Raw genomic sequence first — 18,864 nt, 5'->3', positions numbered from 1 at the left:
TTCGAAGCTTGCTCAAGTACTTTGCGGGGACTCCGGGAACTTGTGCCATCTTTACGGATAAAGAGCCGCCATCCCGGTCGGGACGGCGGCTCGCTTTATCCATTATTTGACGCGGACGCTTCCGGCGCCGAGCAGCTGCTCGATCTGGAAGATCAGCTCGGACGAAGGCTCCACGCGCAGAGAGGCGGAAAGCTCGACGGTGCGGCGCTTGGCCTCGTAATAGAGCAGCGTCGGGAGCGGACCGGAATGTACGGCGAGCAGCCGCTTCAGGCTCTCCAGCACGCTAGGCCGCTCCCTGTCCGCGCCGATGCGGATGTAGACGCGCTGCAGCGGTTCATTCGGTTGCGGCTGCGGCTGTGCCGGGCGCCCGTTCGGCCGCGGCGGCGGCTCCTGCGGCGCTCGTGCCGGCTGTGCCGCCTGGCGTCCTTCGCCCCGCGGCCCGGGCGGGCCGCCCGAGCCGCCCTGGCGCCCGCCGCCCATGCGGCGCAGGCGCTCCGCCTGCGCGGGCAGATCCGGCGCGGTGAGCGGCACGATGCCGTCCGCGAGCAGCTTGAAGTCCTCGTCCCCGTGCTGCACCTTCGCCCGCACCAGGACGAGCTCGCCCTTGCCCGCCACGGAAGAGGCCGTCTTCCAGACGGAAGGAAAGACGACGATCTCGGCGCTCATGATGCGGTCTTCCAGCTCGAGGAACGCCATCGCCTCGCCCTTCTTCGTCACGATCGGCTTGACCGAGGCGACCATGCCCGCCGTCAGCACGGCGGCGCCGTCCGCCATGTCCGCCATGTCGACGAGCCGGTCGAGGCCGAGCCGTTCCCGCAGCTCGTCGAATTCGTCCAGCGGATGGCCGGACAAGTACAGGCCGAGCAGCTCCCGCTCCAGCTCCAGCGTCTGAGACGGCGTGTACGGCGTCACGGTCGGCAGGTCGACGTTCCAATTCGGCGACTCGCCCAGATCGAACAGCTCGAGCTGCAGCTCTTCTTTCTCCTTGCGCCACGAGGCGGCGGCCTCCACCGTCTCGTCCAGGGCGGCAAGCCGCTGCGCCCGGTGGCCGGGCAGCGTGTCCATCGCCCCGGCGAGCAGCAGCGACTCCAGCACGCGTTTGTTGCAGACGCGCGGATCGACCCGGCGGCACAGGTCGGTCAGGCTCTCGAACGGTCCTTTCGCCCGCTCCGCCAGCAAGTTGTCGATCGCTTGCGTGCCGACGTTCTTGACGGCGGCCAGTCCGAAGCGGATCGCGCCGACCGGCTGCGGCTCCCCGTCCGCCCCGACCGGTTCGTCGGCTCGCGGCGCGGGCGTGAACAGCACGCCGCTCTCGTTCACGTCCGGCGGCAGCACCGGAATGCCCATCTTGCGGCATTCGTCGACATATTCCGCCGTTCTGCGCTGGTGGCCGATGACCGCCGTCAGCATCGACGCCATGAACGGAACGGGATAGTGCGCCTTCAAGTAAGCCGTCTGGAACGCGAGCACCGCGTAAGCGGCGGCGTGGGCGCGGCAGTATCCGTAATCCGCGAACCGGACGATCAAATCGTACACATGGCCCGCCTCCTCGGCGGAGAACCCCTGCCCTACGCTCCCGCCGACGAAATGCTCGCGCTGCTCGTCCAGCACCTCGCGCTTCTTCTTCCCGACCGCGCGCCGCAGCAGGTCCGCTTCGCCGAGCGAGAAGCCCGCCATCGCAGACGCGATCTGCATGATCTGTTCCTGATACACGATGATTCCGTACGTGTCCCGCAGAATCGGCTCCAGCACCGGATGCGGATAAACGACAGCCGCGTCCCCCCGCTTGGCGCGGATGAACTGCGGAATGAATTCCATCGGGCCGGGACGATAAAGCGACACGGCCGACACGATATCCTCGAACGAGGACGGCTTCATGTCCCGCAGCATCCGCCGCATGCCCGTCGACTCCAATTGAAAAATGCCGGTCGTGTCTCCCCGGCCGAGCAGCTCGTACGTCGCCGGATCGTCGTCCGGAACGTCCTCCCAACGCAGCTCCCGTCCCGTCTCCTCCCGCACCCAGCGCAGCGTCCGCTCGATGATCGACAGCGTGCGCAAGCCGAGAAAATCCATTTTCAGCAGGCCGACCGCTTCCAGATGCTCCATCGAATACTGCGTCAGCGGAACGCCGCCCGCTCCCTCCTGAAGGGGGACATAGTCGGTCAACGGCTCCGACGAGATGACGACGCCGGCCGCATGCGTGGACGCGTGGCGCGGAAAGCCTTCGACCTTGCGGGCCATGGCGATCATCTCGGAGACGATGCCGCCGTTTTGTTCGAGAGCGCGGAAGTCCGCATTCTCCCGGGACATCCGCTCGATCGACATGCCCGGCATTCCCGGAATCAGCTTCGCCGCCTTGTCCACGTCGCCGAACGGAACGTTCATCACCCGGCCGACGTCCCGCACCGCCGCCCGCGCCGCCAGCGTTCCGAACGTGATGATCTGAGCGACGTGCTCGCTTCCGTACTTGCCGGCGACGTACCGGATCACCTCGTCCCGGCGCTCGTCGGAGAAGTCGATGTCGATATCCGGCATCGAGACCCGCTCCGGGTTGAGGAAGCGCTCGAACAGCAGCTTATGCTTGAGCGGATCGACGTCCGTAATGTTCAGGCAGTACGCCGCGAGGCTGCCGGCGGCCGAGCCCCGTCCGGGTCCCGTCGCGATGCCTTGCTCATGCGCGAACCGGATGAAATCCCATACGATCAGAAAATAGTCGTCGTATCCCATCCGCCCGATGACGTCCAGCTCGTACCGAACCCGGTCTTCGGCCAGCCTGCGGAAGCCTCCCTCGGAGGCTGCGTCTTCTTGGTTCCACTCCGCCAGAGCGCCGTAGCGCCTCTCCAGTCCCTCGCGGCACAGCTGCGCCAAATATTCGCCTGCGCTTAAGCCTTCCGGAAGCGGCCGATATTGCGGCAGAATGTGCTTCCCGAACTCCAGCTCCAGCTCGCAGCGGTCCGCGATGAGCGCCGTATTGGCGATCGCTTCGGGCACATGACGGAACAGCGCCGCCATCTCTTCCCCGCTCTTCAGATAGATTTGGGACGTGTCCATCTTCAGCCGGTCTTCGTCTTCCAGCGTTTTGCCGGTGCCGATGCACAGGAGCACCTCCTGCAGCCCCGCATCCTCCTCGCGCAAATAGTGCGAGTCGTTCGTGGCTGCGACCGGAATGCCCGTCTCCTGCGACAACCGCAGCACGCCGGCAGCGGTCTTCTTCTGGTCGAGCACGCCGTGGTCCTGAAGCTCCAGGAAATAGTCCTCGCCGAACAGGCCGCGATATTTCAGCGCCAGCGCTTTGGCTTCCTCGTATTTCCCGTCGATCAAGAGGCGCGACAGCTCGCTGCTCAGGCAGCCGCTCAGGCAGATCAGCCCCTCGGCATGCGCCGACAGCGCCTCGAAGTCGATGCGCGGCTTATAATAGAAGCCTTCGAGATGCCCGATGGACGTCAGCTTCATCAGGTTGCGGTACCCGGCCGCGTTCTTGGCGAGAAGGGTCAGATGATAGATCGGCTGATCGCGCCGCGACGCGCGCTCCTGCCGGGAACCCGCCGTGATGTAGGCTTCCATGCCGAGAATCGGCTTGATCCCCCGCTCGCGGCAAGCTTTATAAAAAGGAATGGCGCCGTACATGACCCCGTGATCGGTCAGGGCCAACGCCTTCATGCCCAGCTCCGCCGCCCGGTCCGCCATCTCCGGGATGCGCGACGCCCCGTCCAGCAGGCTATACTCGCTGTGTACGTGCAAATGAACGAAACCGCACATGCCTATTCCCTTCTTTTCCGGTAAACTCCTTGCACCAATTGTATCATAAGGCGGGCGGCCCGTCCCATATAGTGATAGGGGAGGGGATCCGCATGGATCGGATGAATCGTTTCTATTATCAAGCGACGTTGGATTTCTTCATTGCGTTCGGGGTCGTGCTGGGCGCGGCCATGCTGGCGGGCATGGCCGCCCTGTTCCTCTGGGTGTCGCCCCAGGAGACGATGCTGAACATCGCCGGACGCATCAAAATTTGGGCGGTCGTCGTGGCGATCGGCGGCTCGATCGACCCGATCCGGGTCATCGAAGCCAACGTGATGGAGGGCTTCCTGTCTCCCGCCCTGCAGCAGGTATTCTACATTCTTTGCGCATTCCTCGGCGCGCATCTGGCTACCGAGCTCGTGAACTGGATGTGCCGGAACGCGGGGTGAGCGGCGCCGATGCGGGTTCCGGATTTCAAGCGGTATCGCCGGGGAATGCAGGCGATGGCTTATTTGGTCTGCGGGATGATCATCGGGGCGGCGATCTATAGCGCGATGGTGCTGGATCAGACAAGCCGTATCGCCGACCAGAACTACCAGCTCAAGGAACAGCTAAATCTGACGGAAAGCCAGCTCCTGGCGGATCGAAGGGTAACGGTGATCCGCAGCATCGTCGTGTTCGTGCTCGAGCCGGAAGGAAAAAAGCAGAAGATGAGCACGGTGCAGGAGACCGACATCAAGAACCGGCTGGAAAAAGACCTGTCGATCCTGAAAGGCCGCAGCGTCTACGACATCGGCTCGGACGCTCAGCTCGTCCGCAAGCTGCTCGAGAACAAGACGTATACGGGCGTTGCGGAGCAGAACGTGACCGTCCGGATCAAGACGATGCTCGTGGCCGATTCGGTGCTGCAGGTATGGGCGGAAGCCGAGCTCAAGCCGCCGCAGTGAACGCCGGCGCGAACCGAGTGCCTTTTTGTGCTACAATGGGAAAAACGGCGCCGCGCGCGCCGCATTCGGTGCAAAGGGGTTACGTCCTTCATGATTACTGCGCTCCAATGGACGTTCGGCGCCATCGTGCTCGTGACCGTCGTCTTGTCCGTCGTCTTCAGCTATCGCTCCAGGAGAAGCCGCGACCCGATTCTGAGGGGACTGTACGGCGCCCGCATGAACATCTGCATCGGCCTCACGCTTATCTTTCTGGCGCTGATCCAGATGGTTCTCTTCAGCGGCTCGACGCTTCGCGTCATCGTCGGCTCCATGTTCCTGGTGCTCGGCTTGTTCAACCTGTTCGCCGGCATCCGCAACCATTCCTACTTCACAAAGCATCGATCGTCTGCGCGGTAAGCATCGCCCGGGCCATCACGTCGCTGTCCAGCAGCACCTTCACTTCCATCATGAGATGGCGGCGGCTCGATTCGATGATGCTGGGCACGATGGAGATCGATGCGTCGATCGGGACGGTGCGCAGGAAATACGTCGTCATGTTCTGCAGGACGTGCTCCCGCTTGCGCAGATCGTCCGCCAGCTTGGCCGCCGCCTGCTGCATGAGCGCCGTGAGCACGCCCTCGGACACGGTGCCGAGCGGACCGGACATCTGCGGCGTGGCGAGGCCCGCGAACGACAGCCGGTTCTCCTCGTCCCGGCGTTCGGCGAAGCCGCTCCACATGAGCGCGTCGAACGTCTCGCCGAGCTGCTGGGGCCGGTTGGCGAACTGCATCGACCGCAGCACGTCCGCGCGGCTGACGACGCCGACCAGCTTGCGCTGGCGGTCGACCACGGGCAGCAGCTCGATGCCTTCGGACACCATCCGGTGAGCGGCGGAAGCGATCGGCGTCCCCATCGTCACCGTCATCGGCCGCCGCGTCATCAGCTTGTCCAGCGTCTGCCCGGCGGGGGAGCCGACGATGTCCTTCGTCGTGACCATTCCGACGACGCGGTTCCATTCGTCGACGATCGGGAAGCGCATGGAGCCGGTCTCCTCGCTCATCTTCACGAAGTCGGCCACCGTCGCCGATTGGCGCAGCGTCCCCGTCTTCGCGCCCGGATCGACCAGGTCGGCGATCATCATGATCTTGCGCTTGATCTGCCGGTCGAACATCGCGCGGTTGATCATCGACGCGACCGTGTACGTGTCGTGTCGACAGCTCATGATCGGCAGCTTCCGCGCGTTCGCGAACTCCTTGACGTCGGCGCTCGTGCCGAAGCCCCCCGTCACCAGCACGCCCGCCCCGTGCTCCAGCGCCATGCGCTGGGCGTTCTCCCGGTTTCCCACGATCAGCAGGCTTCCCGCGTCGATATAGCCCATCATCGCGTCCAGCTCCATCGCCCCGATGACCAGCTTGTGCAGCGTCTTGGCCAGACCTTCTTCCCCGCCGAGCAGCTCTCCCTGCACGATATCCAGCACTTCCGCGAACGTAAGCTGCTCCGGATGGCTCCGCCGCTTCTTGTCCACCCTTACCGTGCCGATCCGTTCCTTCGTGTTGACGTATCCGAGATGCTCCGCTTCCTTCAGCGCCCGGTACGCCGTGCCTTCCGACACGTCGCGCTCCTTCGCCATCTGGCGCACCGAGATGCGGGTGCCGACCGGGAGGTCGCGAATGTAGTGAAGCAGCTGCTCGTGCTTCGTCAGTTCTCCGTCCGTCGTCTCGTTGCCGGGCATAGCCGCCGCCTCCTCGTTCGTCTCGTTTGATCCATTATGACCGCTCAATCGTCCAGCTTGCCCAGAACTTGAAACAGCTGTCCCGGTTGAACCCGGACGCAGGGGAACCGCTCGGACAGCAGCGTATCGGCCGAGCCGTACGTGCGTTCCAGCACGTACTTGCCGTCCGCCAGCGCGAATCGGTCGATCGTCCGGTGATGAAAGTCCACGATCCAATATTCGGGAACGCCGAAACGCTCGTACAGCGCCTTTTTGCGAACCTTGTCGTGCTCGCCCGTGCTTGGGGACAAAATCTCGATCAGCAGGTCGGGAACGCCGTCGATCCTCGTCTTCAGAATCGAAGAGTTCTCGTCGGATACGTAGATGAGATCGGGCTGCACGATATTGTCATCGTCCAGATGCACGTCCATCGGGGCGACGACGAGCGTGCCCGTGGCGCTGCACGTCGTATCCAGCTCCTGCCACAGTCTGGTAACCAGAAGCTGATGCTTCAGCGTAGGGGACGGCTGGCAGTCGTAGCGAACGCCGTCGATGATCTCGTACCTTTCTTCGATCAGCGGCATCTCCATCGGGAGCAGCTCCGAAGCGCCGTTCTCGGGTTGATAGACTTCGGGCTGCTCCTTGACGACACCGCTCTTGCCTCGCTTATCGTTCATACGCGCACCCCTCCCGCCTTCAAGTTTGCTTCGATTATATCATAAGAAGGCATCGGCATCGGGGACAACTCGCGCCGCGTCCGCCCTTGCACCGCCCGGAACGGCAAACGCCGTCCGCCAGCGAGGATGCTCCTCCCCGCCTGAACTGCAAACGCCGTATGCCAGCGAAGATGATTCTCCCCGCCGCGAACGGCGTTTGCGAACGGATTTAGTTCGCCCTGCCTTTAAAAAGACGGCGAAAAAAGCGATTCTCTACAATCAGGAGGTTGGCGAATGACCCCCGAGGGAAAGCGGACACGCTAACGAATCTCAGCGACGTTATTCCGGCAAAATCAAGGGTCGGCGCAACGTAACGAAACGAGGAGAGCTTATTGGGGCAGATGATGGCCGTTTGCCGGAGAAAACGGGTAAATAAGCTTCCTTCGTTTCGTTAGAACGCAAACCTCTCCCTTTTTCGCCAAATAAGATCGTATAGTTTCGTTTAGATGCGAAGCCGAAGCACGCCCGTTCGGATCCCAGCACGACACGTTATGTCGTCCAGCTCGGATCCCAGCACGGCACGCCATGTCGTCACGCTCGGATCCCTGCGCGGCAAGCCGTGCCGTTATGCTCGGGCTTGTCGGTTCGCCCATGCCGATAGCCGCGCGCCAAGTGCCGTCCACGACCCGCTCGCGGAACGTTGTGCAGCGGCCGCAAGCCGGCCGGGCGGCCTTCCGCCGAAGGAGCGGTTGCTTTTCGCTTGTCTTTTAAGCTTGCAGCTTTTTCAACTGATAGAATTCGCCCTGCTTCGCCATCAGCTCGTCGTACGTGCCGACCTCGACGCAGCGGCCCCGCTTCATGACGACGATCCGGTCGGCGTCCCGGATGGTCGACAGACGGTGGGCGACGATGAACGTCGTCCGGCCCTTGATCAGCTCCTGCATCGCCTGCTGCACGTAGTACTCGGACTCGTTGTCCAGCGCCGACGTCGCCTCGTCGAGCAGAATGATCGACGGGTCGCGGATGAGCGCGCGGGCGATCGCGATGCGCTGGCGCTGGCCGCCCGACAGCTTGCCGCCGTGCTCGCCGACCGGGGTGTCCAGTCCTTGCGGAAGCTGGGCGATCACGTCCTGCAGATGCGTCATGCGCACGACCTCCGCCAGCTTCTCCTCGCTGACGGACGGAAGGCCGTACGTGATGTTCTCCCGAATCGTGCCGGAGAACAGCACCGTGCTCTGGTGAACGACCGCGAGATGCCGGCGGTACGCGCCCATGTCCAGATCGTCCATCGGGATGCCGTCCACGAGCACTTGCCCCTTCGACGGCTTGCTGAAGCCGATGGCGAGATTGAGGACGGTCGATTTGCCCGCGCCGGAAGCCCCGACCAGCGCGACGCACTCTCCCGGCTTGACGTCGAGACGGAAGTCGCTCAGCACGTGGCGATCGGAGTTCGGATAGCCGAAATGAACCGAGTCGAACGTAAAACGGCCCGCAACCGACTCCGGCTTCTTTTTCCCCTGATATTCTTCCGTATCCTTGGACAGCAGGATCTCCGTGACGGAATAGATCGATTCGAAGCCCTTCGCGATGTTCGGATAGACGTTGATCAGGTTCGAGATGGCGTTCAGGATCATCGTGAAAAAGGACTGGTACAGCACGACGTCGCCGACCGGAATTTTCCCCTGGTACGCCAGCATGATCGTGAAGCCGAGGCAGAGCACCTGGAACGTCTGGAACGTGACCCACGCCGAGGAGCCGAAGTACGCTTCCACGATATCCAGGCGGTAGCCCTTGTTGCGGAGCTTGCTCAAGGTCGAGTCGATCTTGCGGATCTCCGTCTGTTCCAGGCCGTGCGCCCGGGTGACCGGCATCATGCCGACCATCTCCGACACTTGCCCGGACATCGACTCGATCTGCTTGCGGAATTCGCTGTTGGTGGCCCGGATCTTTTTGCGGAAAAAGGAAACGACGACGAGCGCCATCGGAACCGTCAGAACGAAGAACGCGGTCACTAGCAGGCTGCGCGTGGCGGTGATCGCGATCGCCACGATGACGCTGACGATCGCAGGCATGACCGACATCATCATCTGCCGCGACAGGAATTCGATCGCCTCGACGTCCCGCAGCACCTTCGACTGCAGCTTGCCCGCCGCCAGCTCGCCGTGGGCCGACATCGACAGCCGCTGCAGCTTGCGGACGAGCGTGCTGCGAAGCCCCGCTTCCACGTAGCGGATCGCTTTGCTCATGTAGCTGATATGAAGCACTTGCGTGGGGATGTTCTGCACAATAACGAAGAATAGGATGATGAAGTTCCACCACAAGGCGGATTTGGCGTAATGGTCCGGCTTCGTCGCCATATTGATCAGATTGGCGGTCACGATCGGAAGCACGTAGACGGGCGAATGCTTGATCAGGAAAAAGAAGGTGGAGAGCAGCAGCTTCCGCCAATGGTCGGTATAGAGCAGAGATAAAATGCGAAACGGGCGGCGATCCGTCAAAGCCTCGTTCTCGAACAAATGCTCCATCCCGTACGAGGAAGCTTCTCCCTGCTGGGGCGCAGCGGCTGTGCGGTCGTCATGGGGACGATCTCTCCTTGTTTAAACGCGCGTTCACAGACTCAACTTCCCCATTTTCGGGCATTTTCCCTGGCAAGTAAACCGCTGGCAGATCACCGCATCGGCTCCATCCGGCACCCAGCCGCCATGGCGCGCTTTCATTGCCCGCTTCTCTCAGGATTTCTGCTTTTTTCGCACATTTGGAACTCCGCGCGATCTCGGGGATCATTCCCGTCAAGCAACGGCAAAAGGGCTCTGTCCCGCAACGTGCGCGACAGGGCCCTTTTGTTCGTTGGCGGAGTGCGACGGAGAACCTAACTGCAGGTCGGTCTCTCCGGTCGCGTACCTACCACGGCGACCGGCGCGGCGGCAGCGGATCGACGGTCATCGCCATGCGGTTGCAGAGGCGCTGCATCAGCTCGAGCTTCACGGAAGCGTACGCGCCGTCCTCCCAGGCGTTGCGGTTCTCGCCGGGGTCCGCTTGCAGATCGTACAGCTCGCCGGAGTTGTCGTTGTGGTACAGAACCAGCTTGTGCCGCTCCGTCCGCACCATCGTCGCCCACGCCCGGAGATCGCCGTGAGGGAAGTTGGCGTCGTAGGATTCGCAGTACACGTCCTCGCGATGCTTCGACGTCATCTCTTCCCGTCCGCTCAGAAGCGGCCATAAAGATTGGCCCTGCATCCCTTCGTAGACCGGAGATTCCGACGCCTCCAGCAGCGTCGGCGCCAGATCGGCCAGCTCGACCAGAGAAGTAAGGCGCCTGCCGCCCTCGATCCCCGGCCCGCGGACGATCAGCGGCACGCGCACGCTGCAATCGTAGAAATGGGGCCCTTTCAGATACATCCCGTGGTCGCCGAGCAGTTCGCCGTGATCGGACATGAAGAGGACGATCGTGTTGTCCCGCTGTCCGCTGCGCTCCAGCGAATCGAGCATGCGCCCCACCTGGTCGTCGATCAGGTCGCACATCGCCCAGTAGGCGGCGCGAATCAGACGATGATCGCGCTCGCTCATGCCGGATGCGGCCAGATGCCCCTTCATGCCGTACGCGCCTTCCCGATCGATGCGCTGATAGACCGGCTTGTTGTCGAGCTCTCCTTCCCGATAGTTCGGCAGCGGAATCTCATCCAGCCGCTCCATGTACCTCTCCAGGTATTCCTTCGGCGGATCGAACGGATGATGGGGATCGAACAGGTTGACGAGGAAAAACCACGGCCGGTCATAGTCCGCATTCGTCTCGATAAACTGCACGGCCTTTTCCGCGCACCAGGTCGTTTGATGGTCCTCGGCATCCGGGCCGTAGCTCACATGCCGGGACGCTTCGACCGGCTGGGGAGAGAACGTCTTCCCCTTCGCTCTCAGCCACTGCGTATATTCGTTCGTCGGCCACTCCGAATTCGGATGATGCGACCAGAAAAATTGATCGAAGCCGTCGTCGATCCGCCGCTCCGTTCCCTTGGTAACGGAGGGATGGCAGGCGGACAAGTGCAGCTTGCCGGCAAGACCGCAAGTATATCCTTCGTCCGAGAGCAGCCGCGAGATCAGCTTCTCGTCGGCCGGAATATCCTGGCCGTTGGCCCGGCATCTTGTCGTTCGCGGGTAGCGTCCCGTCAGAAAGCTGGCGCGGCTCGGCGTACACACCGGGCTCTGGCAGAACGCTTGCTCGAACAATACGCCTTCGGCGGCCAGCCGGTCGATATGCGGCGTGTTCACCCATTCGTTTCCGTAGACGCCCAGCGTATCCTGCCTCTGCTGATCGGTGCAAATCCATAAAATGTTCGGCTTCTTCAAGCTGATTCCCTCCAGACTCCAAGTGTTTCGATCGGTTGATGCCGCCCCTTACCAAGGAGCGGTCTTGAGCAGCCGAGGGTCCGCCGTATCCGCCAGCCGGCGGCACAGTCGCTCCATCAACTGCAGCTTCACGCCGGCCGAGGCCGCATCGTTCCACAGATTGCGGCGTTCCTGCGGGTCCTCTCGCAGATCGTACAGCTCTCCTTCCGGAGCCGGACCGTGCACGACCAGCTTGTGCGTCTCGGTGCGAAGCATCGTGCCGCTGGCCCTGGCTTCCCCGTTGGCCCGAACTTCGTCCACCTCGCACAGGATATCTTCCCGATGGCTCGTCACAGTTCCCGTCAGAAGCGGTAAAAGCGATTTTCCCTGTATGCCCGGGGATATGGGCAGTCCGGCGGCTTCCAGCAGCGTCGGCGCCAGATCGAGCAGCTCCGTCAAGGCGGAGATCCGCTTGCCGGCCTGAAAGACGCCCGGATACGAGACAATCAGCGGCACATGCACGGATTCCTCGTAGAAATGCGGCCCTTTCAAGTAAATGCCGTGATCGCCGAGCAGCTCCCCATGGTCGGACATGAAAATGACCATCGTGTTGTCCAGCTGGCCGGTTCGCTCCAGCGCCTCCAGCATCCTGCCTACCTGCTCGTCGATCAGATCGCACATCGCCCAGTAAGCGGCGCGCAAATACTTGTGATCCCGCTCGCTCATCCTCGCGAACGGATACAGCTTGGAATTGGCATATGCCCCGTTATGATCGCGTCTTTGCACGCCAGGCTTGCCTTCCAGCTCGCCCTCTTCGTAGTTCGGAAGCGGAATGTCGTCAAGCCGCTCCAAATAACGCTTCAGATGGCTCTCCGGCGGGTCGAACGGATGATGCGGCGCAAAGATATTGACGGAAAACAGCCAAGGCTGTTCGAACCGCGCATTCGCTTCGATGAATTCGATCGCTTTCTCCGCGCACCAGGCCGCTTGATGATCCCCGGCGTCCGGCCCGCAGACGACATGCTCGCATTCGGGCAAGGGTCGGGCCTCGTAGCGCTTCCCTTTGCTGCGCAGCCATTGGGAATATTCGTTGACCGGCCAGTCTTCCTGCGGGTGATGCGACCAATGAAAGACGTCGTAGCCGTCCTTGATGCGCGGCTCCATCCCCTTGCTGACGGACGGATGACAGGCCGACAGATGCAGCTTTCCGGACAACCCGCAGGTGTAGCCCGCCTCCTGAAGCAGACGCGTCACCGGCACCTCCGTATCCGGAATGCTCTGTCCGTTCTTCAGGAAGCCCGTCGTTCTCGGATAACGCCCCGTCAGAAAGCTGGCGCGGCTGGGAGAGCAGATCGTCGATTGACAGCAGGCGTTCTCGAAAAGCGACCCCCGCCGCGCCAAGGCATCGATATCCGGCGTGCGAACCCACGGGTTCCCATAGCAGCCGAGCGTATCGAATCGCTGCTGATCCGTGCAGATCCATAATATGTTCGGCTTCATTCGGCTTCGTCCCCCCCGTTACTTCTTGTACTGGGCGGTGTACGCTTCGTTGTAAATCTCCAAGTACCGCTTCAAATTCATGCCGTCGAGCGTCGAGAGGTAAGCGCTCCAGTCTTTGTCCAGCGACAGGTCGCCGAAGATAAAGCGGGTCTTGCTCTCCTGCACATAGTCCATGATCGACTTCTGAAGCATGGTCAGCTCCGCCGCCTGCGCTTCGTTGAAGAAGATCGGGGGAACCTCCTGCTCCTTGGAGCTCTTGTAAGGCTCATAGTTGTTCACCGTCGCGTCATAGAGCTTGCGCGGCACCGAGACCTCATCCGCGGCAAGACCTTCGAACATTTCCTTCGAAAAATGATACGGAGCCGTCTGCATCCAGGAGTTGTTCTGCAGCGTGCCGAACCCGATCACGCGAACCCAGGTGGCCGGTCCGCCGTTCAAGCCGACCGCGCCTTCGTCCGGCTTCTTCCAACCGACGCCTTCCGTGCCGATATTCGCTCTCAGCGAAATATCGTCGCTGAACAGGGCGTCGCCCCAGCGGAAGGCGAGCTCCGGATCTTTGGCGCTGCTCGTGATCAGGAAATTGCCGCCGGCGTTGCTGTAATACAAATACGGCGTCTGCTGCAGCCCCGACGGCCCTTTCAGCGGCGGAACCGCGACAAAGTCCTTCCAGCGGTCCTTGCTTACGTCGGTGAACTGCGCGAACGAAGAGGAGGAGACGACGCCGACCGTCGGGTCTCCGTTCTCGACCTGCGCTTTGAGCTGGCTGTTGTTCTGCGTGAACGCTTCGTTGTCGATCAGGCCTTCCGCGTACAGCTTGTGCAGGTAGGCCAGCCCTTCCTTGTAGCCGTCTTTGGTGAAGTCGGCGTCGATCTGGCCGTTCTCGTCGAACAGAAGCTCGTTGGAAGTCAATTTGTGCAAAACAAACGAGTTCATCAGGAAGCTGTCGACGTTCGTCATGTTGTCCTGCACCCCGCCGGACATCGGAACTTCGTCCTTTTTGCCGTTGCCGTTCGGGTCCATCGTCTTGAACGCCTTCAACACGTTCTCGAACTCGTCGGTCGTCGTCGGCATCTTCAGATTCAGCTTCTTCAGCCACGGCTCGTAAATCCACATTTTCTGCGGCGCCATCGTATGCGGGTTACGGTCGATGCCGCTGAGAGAGTAGATGCTGCCGTCCGGCGCCGTAATGGCCTGCTTGACCTCGGGATACTTCTCGAACAGCTTTTTGGTCTCCACGCCGTATTGGTCGATCAAATCGTTCAGCGGCAGGAAGATGCCCTGCTGGCCGTATACCATCTGCTGGGCCGAGCTGACGCCGAAGCCGACGATCACATCCGGAAGGTCGCCGCTGGCCAGCGCCAGATTCAGCTTTTCCTGGGCTTCCTGCGGCGGAGCGAACTTCCATTCCACGTGTACATTCGTCAGATCCTCGTAATATTTCGTGAAATCGTTCGTCTCGTAATCCTGCACGTACGGGCTTTGCACGGCTAGTACCTTGAGCGTCTTCTTTTCCTTCGACAGCGGGAACGTACCTGCCGCACCGGACGCGTCGGCTGACCCGGTATTGGCGGCGGAGGCATTGGCGGCGGCGGTATTCGCCGGAGACGCTCCGGAGTCTCCGTTCGAGCAAGCCGTGACCATCGCCGCCGTGGCGACCGCAAGCGAAAAAGCGAGCATTTTTTTCATCTTTTTTCCCCCATGGAATAAGTTTGACAAAACTACCCTTTCAGAGCGCCGATCATGACGCCTTTCACGAAGAAGCGCTGCACGAACGGGTAAACGATCATCATCGGCAAGGTCGATACGACGATCAGGCAGTATTTGAGCAGCTCTGCGAGACCGAGCATCTTCGCCGAGTCCGCCGTGTCGCCCATATAATCCGTGCTCATCTGGCTTCGCACCAGAATTTCCCGCAGCACCAGCTGCAGCGGATACAGATTCGGTTTGTTCAAGTACAGCAGCGCATTGAAATATTGGTTCCAGTGGTCGACGGCGTAAAACAGCGAGATGACGGCAAGGATCGGTCCCGACAGCGGAAGCGCGATTTTCCACAGGAAGGCGTAGTCGTTGCAGCCGTCCATCTGCGCCGCCTCCAGCAGATCGTGCGGGATCGTGGTCTGGAAATAAGTCCGGGCGATGATCATGTTCCAGATACTCAGCGCCGCCGGCAGCCAAAGCGCCCAAGGCGAGTTAAGGAGCCCGGCCCCCTTGACCACGAGATAGGTCGGGATCAAGCCGCCTTGAAAAAACATCGTGAAGGCGAACAGCAGCATGAACAGTCCGCGTCCCTTCAGATCCTTTCGCGCCAGCGGATAGGCGGCCAGAATCGTAATGGCCACATTGATGACGGTTCCGACGACCGTGTAGCCGACAGACCTCAAGAACGCTTGCAGAAACGCGGGCTCGTCAAAGACGGCCTTGTATCCCTCCAGACTGAAGCCAACCGGAAACAGCACCACCTCGCCCGCCGTTACCGCATCCTTCGCGCTGAAGGACGAGCTGAGAATAAACAGGATCGGATACAACACGATGACCAAAATGACGCACAGAAACAGGTAAACGATGAAGCTGAACGCGCGGTCTCCCCTGGCGTTTTTCATCCGGGCGATTTCCATCGGCCTTCCCTCCCCCTTGCTACCACAGGCTGGATTGACCCGCCTTTTTCGAGATTCGGTTGACGGTCATGATCAAGATGAAAGCGAGTACATTTTTGAACAGCCCGATGGCGGACGCATAGGAGAAGTTCGGAACCATGGATTTCAGGCCCATGTTGTACACGTAGGTATCGATGATTTCCGACGTTCTCATGTTCAGCGGATTCTGCAGCAGCAGCACCTTCTCGAAGCCGAGATCGAATACCCGCCCCGTCTCCAGAATCAGCAGAATCATCGCCATCGGCAAGATGCCGGGCAGATCGATATGCCGCATTCGCTTCAGCTTGCTCGCTCCGTCCACGACCGCCGCCTCGTGCAGGGCCGGATCGATTCCCGCCAGGGCGGCCAGATAGATGATGCAGGAGAAGCCCGTATGCTGCCAAATATCCGACCAGACGTAAATGCTCTTGAAGGCCGACGGCTCCCCCATCAGATTCGGCAGTTGCGTGTCTACCCCCAACAGACCGAGCAAAGCGCCGATCGGACCGGTCTTCGGGGAGAGAAACTGCATGATGATGCCGACCATGACGACAACGGAGATGAGGTGAGGCGCATAGGTCACCATTTGTATCAGATTTTTAAAGCGGGCGCTGGCGACGTAATTCAGGCTAAGCGCCAGAAGGATGGGAAACGGAAAGCCGACAAGGAGATGGTACAGACTGAGGCCCAGCGTGTTGCCCATGATTCGCCAGAACTCGTACGAATGAAAAAACTGGTTGAAATACTTCAAACCCACCCATTCGCTGCCCGAGATGCCTTTGACCAGGTTGTAGTTTTTGAAGGCGATCTGGGCGCCGTACAGCGGAAAATACCGAAATACAATCAGATAAGCCAGAGGCGGCAACAGCAGCGTATACAGTTGCCAGCCTCGCAGGACGCGTTTGACGGAACCGTTCCAGCTCGTGACGCTCTCCCCCCTTTGTCGTTCGCTTGCTTGCCCGGCCGGGACTTGGGCCAACTATAGCCGGCAAGAGCGGCCGCGGTAAAGAGGATGCTTCGGCAAGGCCTGCAATTCTTGATCCGAAGGGCGAAATGCAAGAATTGCAAGCGCTTAAAAAATTGCATATAACCCTGCATCAATCGCCGTTCTGCTCGCGGTAGGCATTGGGCGTAAGGCCGGTGACACGCTTGAATGCCCTGCCGAACGTGTTGGCGGAATGATAGCCCACGGACACGGCGATCTCCCCGACCGTCAGCTTCTTCTGCGTCAGCAGAAGCTTGGAAACCTCGATTCGCTTCTTCTCCAGATACTCGAAGAAGTTGATTCCGGCATACTCCTTGAACCTTCGGGACATATACGTTTCGGTCACATTGAAGCGCTCCGCCAGATACGTCAGGGACATTTGCGGATCGGTATAATGCTCGTCGACACATTGCAGGTATTGTTCGAAATCCTGCTGCTGCCGCTGCTGCTTGCGCTCTCGGGTCAGAAGGCAGCTGCGAAGAAGCAGCTGGCGCAGCGACCGGAATTGCTGTTTCGGATGGCCGCTCCATTCCCCGCGGGCCAGTTCTGCGCTCAGCCCTTCCAGGCCGATCACCTCGGCCGACTCCGAAAGCTTGACCAAGCTGCCAACGAAGTCCATTACAAACACCTGCAGCAAGTACCTCGGCAATTCGCGGCTCTCGAAGTTTTCCCGTTCCAGCTCGTCGAGCAGCAGCAACAGTTCTTCCTCGTTGCTCGACTTGACCAGATGAAGCAGCCGGGCCTCGACATTATCGGGATAATAATACACATGATTCGGAAGGGGTGTCTCCCGATGCCACTGGACGCCGCTGTCCTTGCCGATGACCGCCGCCCGCTGCGCTTCCCGGAACGAGCGGGCAAGCTCCTTCCGCGGCCGGCAGAAGCTTCCGGCCGAGAGGAGCGTACGGATGCCGAACTTCTCCTTCAGCTCCTGCTGCACCCGGCGCAGCAGCCGATCCGCCCGTTCGGCGAGCGCTCGCTCGTCCTCCTCGTCGAAATGAAACAGCAGCGCCAGCTGGGCGTCGTCCGTTTCGTGCACGTAGCAGAACGGCTGCGATTCGCGCTGCAGATATTCGCGTACGATCGCCTTCTTTTCATTCAGCCTGCCGACGTCCCTCCGGTCGCTCTCTTCGTATTCCGTAGACAGGGTCAGCAGCGCCGCGAGGCTGAAGCCTCCTTCTCCCCAGGTCAGCTTCAGCTCGTCCAGGAGCGCCTTGATCTCGGCTTCGGAGGCAAATTGTCCGCGCAGCAGCCGATCGAAGAACGATGACCTCAGCAGCGGCAATTGTTGTCTCATCCGAACCTCCATCTCCTGGTGGGTATCGATCAGGCTGGAGACGGCCCGTTGAATGGCTCCAAGCGCATTGCCCTTCATGCGAAGCGACTCCGGGACATGCCCCGCGACGGCGTTCATCAGCCCGCGAACCGGCTTGCTGCTGCGGTAGGCGAATTGCAGCGCAATCAGCGCCGCCGCGATCATGAACAGAATCAGAATCGTGAGGCTGACTTGTTTGATGTAGACGATTTTATTCAGCACGATCGCCTTCGGCTGGGCCGCGACATACACCCAGCCGTTATAGGAGGAGGTCACGTAGGTGACCATCATCTCCTCTCCGCCGATCTTCTCCTTCATGACCCCGTCGGACGAAGGAAGCGCCAGGGGATAAGCCGCGGACTTCGCCCCGTCTCCCTGCAGGCTCATGAGCAGCCGTCCTTCGGAATCGGCGATGTACGCCCAGCCGTTCCCGATATGGAGCCCGCGCAGGAGCTGCTGGATCTTGTCCTCCCGCAGCAGGATCAGCGCCGTTCCGCTGGAGAAATCCTTATACCCGAACGATTGCAGGTAGCTCAATGCCGAATAGACTCTATTCTCCAGATTCACCTTCGAGACGGGAAGCGTTTGACGGAAATAGTAGTCCTTCAGAAGCTTATCCAAGAATGTTTTGTCGTCAGGATAGGAAAAGATCTGCGGGAACCTGGACATGCTGCCGACGAAATTGTTGTTCAGAACCAGCCCATTGCCGGGGAAAAACAGAAAAAAATCGAGCACGTAGTCGTTCGTCGTCCAATAATCCTGCAGCTGCTTCTTCGCTCGAAGCACTTTGATTAGATGCTCCCCTTGCAACGGATCGTTCAGGCGATTCAAATTTTGAATCCCGGGCTCGTCGGCGATTTTCTGCAGGATGCCGTCCAGCGAACGGAGCTGGCTGTCCACCGCTTGCATGCTTTGGCGGAGCAGCACCTGATTCGCTTGCTTGGTTTCGTTCTCCAGAACGAAGGAAGTTTTCTGATAAATGAGATAGCCGACCCCGGACGACAACGCCATAATGATCAAAAACGGCAGCAGGTTATCGAACAGAATCCTGGTGTGAGGCTTCAACCACGTACGCAC

Annotated in this window: 13 protein-coding genes; 3 read left to right on the top strand and 10 right to left on the bottom strand. The window is 60.7% G+C overall.

Features of this window, described 5'->3' with window-relative positions; all coding sequences use genetic code 11:
- Positions 1-102: 102 nt before the first annotated feature.
- Positions 103-3,759, bottom strand: a complete 3,657-nt coding sequence (locus tag H7C18_RS16970; RefSeq protein ID WP_185130281.1) for a DNA polymerase III subunit alpha — start codon at positions 3,757-3,759, stop codon at positions 103-105.
- Positions 3,760-3,860: 101 nt separating this feature from the next.
- On the opposite strand from H7C18_RS16970, the gene H7C18_RS16965 reads away from it, so the two are divergent.
- From H7C18_RS16965 to H7C18_RS16955, 3 genes are all read left to right on the top strand, one after another.
- A complete protein-coding gene (locus tag H7C18_RS16965) occupies positions 3,861-4,187 on the top strand; it encodes a YtrH family sporulation protein (RefSeq protein WP_185130487.1) in 327 nt (108 codons plus the stop codon).
- 9 nt (positions 4,188-4,196) lie between these two features.
- Positions 4,197-4,685 (top strand): sporulation membrane protein YtrI, encoded by a 489-nt coding sequence (locus H7C18_RS16960; RefSeq protein ID WP_185130280.1) that lies wholly within the window; start codon positions 4,197-4,199, stop codon positions 4,683-4,685.
- 90 nt (positions 4,686-4,775) lie between these two features.
- A complete protein-coding gene (locus H7C18_RS16955) occupies positions 4,776-5,081 on the top strand; it encodes a YtpI family protein (protein WP_185130279.1) in 306 nt (101 codons plus the stop codon).
- On the opposite strand, the gene H7C18_RS16950 is transcribed toward H7C18_RS16955, so the two are convergent.
- From H7C18_RS16950 to H7C18_RS35765, 9 genes are all read right to left on the bottom strand, one after another.
- A complete protein-coding gene (locus tag H7C18_RS16950; RefSeq protein ID WP_185130278.1) occupies positions 5,053-6,396 on the bottom strand; it encodes a DRTGG domain-containing protein in 1,344 nt (447 codons plus the stop codon). The genes H7C18_RS16955 and H7C18_RS16950 overlap by 29 nt on opposite strands.
- Positions 6,397-6,440: 44 nt before the next feature.
- Positions 6,441-7,052 carry a Uma2 family endonuclease gene (locus H7C18_RS16945; RefSeq protein WP_185130277.1) on the bottom strand — a complete coding sequence of 204 codons (612 nt, stop codon included), beginning with the start codon at positions 7,050-7,052 and terminating at the stop codon, positions 6,441-6,443.
- A 746-nt stretch (positions 7,053-7,798) separates the two neighbouring features.
- The gene (locus tag H7C18_RS16940) at positions 7,799-9,556 is read right to left on the bottom strand and encodes an ABC transporter ATP-binding protein (protein ID WP_185130276.1); all 1,758 of its coding nucleotides are present in this window, start codon (positions 9,554-9,556) and stop codon (positions 7,799-7,801) included.
- 376 nt (positions 9,557-9,932) lie between these two features.
- Positions 9,933-11,375 carry a sulfatase family protein gene (locus H7C18_RS16935; protein ID WP_185130275.1) on the bottom strand — a complete coding sequence of 481 codons (1,443 nt, stop codon included), beginning with the start codon at positions 11,373-11,375 and terminating at the stop codon, positions 9,933-9,935.
- Between the two features lie 48 nt (positions 11,376-11,423).
- Positions 11,424-12,854 (bottom strand): sulfatase family protein, encoded by a 1,431-nt coding sequence (locus tag H7C18_RS16930; protein ID WP_185130274.1) that lies wholly within the window; start codon positions 12,852-12,854, stop codon positions 11,424-11,426.
- A gap of 18 nt (positions 12,855-12,872) precedes the next feature.
- On the bottom strand, positions 12,873-14,540 hold the full coding sequence (locus tag H7C18_RS16925; RefSeq protein ID WP_185130273.1) for an ABC transporter substrate-binding protein: 1,668 nt from the start codon (positions 14,538-14,540) through the stop codon (positions 12,873-12,875).
- Positions 14,541-14,572: 32 nt separating this feature from the next.
- Positions 14,573-15,469, bottom strand: coding sequence for a carbohydrate ABC transporter permease (locus H7C18_RS16920; protein WP_185130272.1), 897 nt, complete (start codon positions 15,467-15,469; stop codon positions 14,573-14,575).
- Between the two features lie 19 nt (positions 15,470-15,488).
- Positions 15,489-16,466: an ABC transporter permease gene (locus tag H7C18_RS16915; protein WP_238357758.1), complete on the bottom strand. Its 978-nt coding sequence runs from the start codon at positions 16,464-16,466 to the stop codon at positions 15,489-15,491.
- A gap of 118 nt (positions 16,467-16,584) precedes the next feature.
- Entirely contained in the window at positions 16,585-18,864 is a 2,280-nt protein-coding gene (locus tag H7C18_RS35765) for a helix-turn-helix domain-containing protein (RefSeq protein ID WP_185130271.1), read from the bottom strand.

This window comes from Cohnella zeiphila (assembly GCF_014212055.1).
GTDB classification, from domain to species: domain Bacteria; phylum Bacillota; class Bacilli; order Paenibacillales; family Paenibacillaceae; genus Cohnella; species Cohnella zeiphila.
This window is presented reverse-complemented; position numbering and strand designations above follow the sequence as displayed.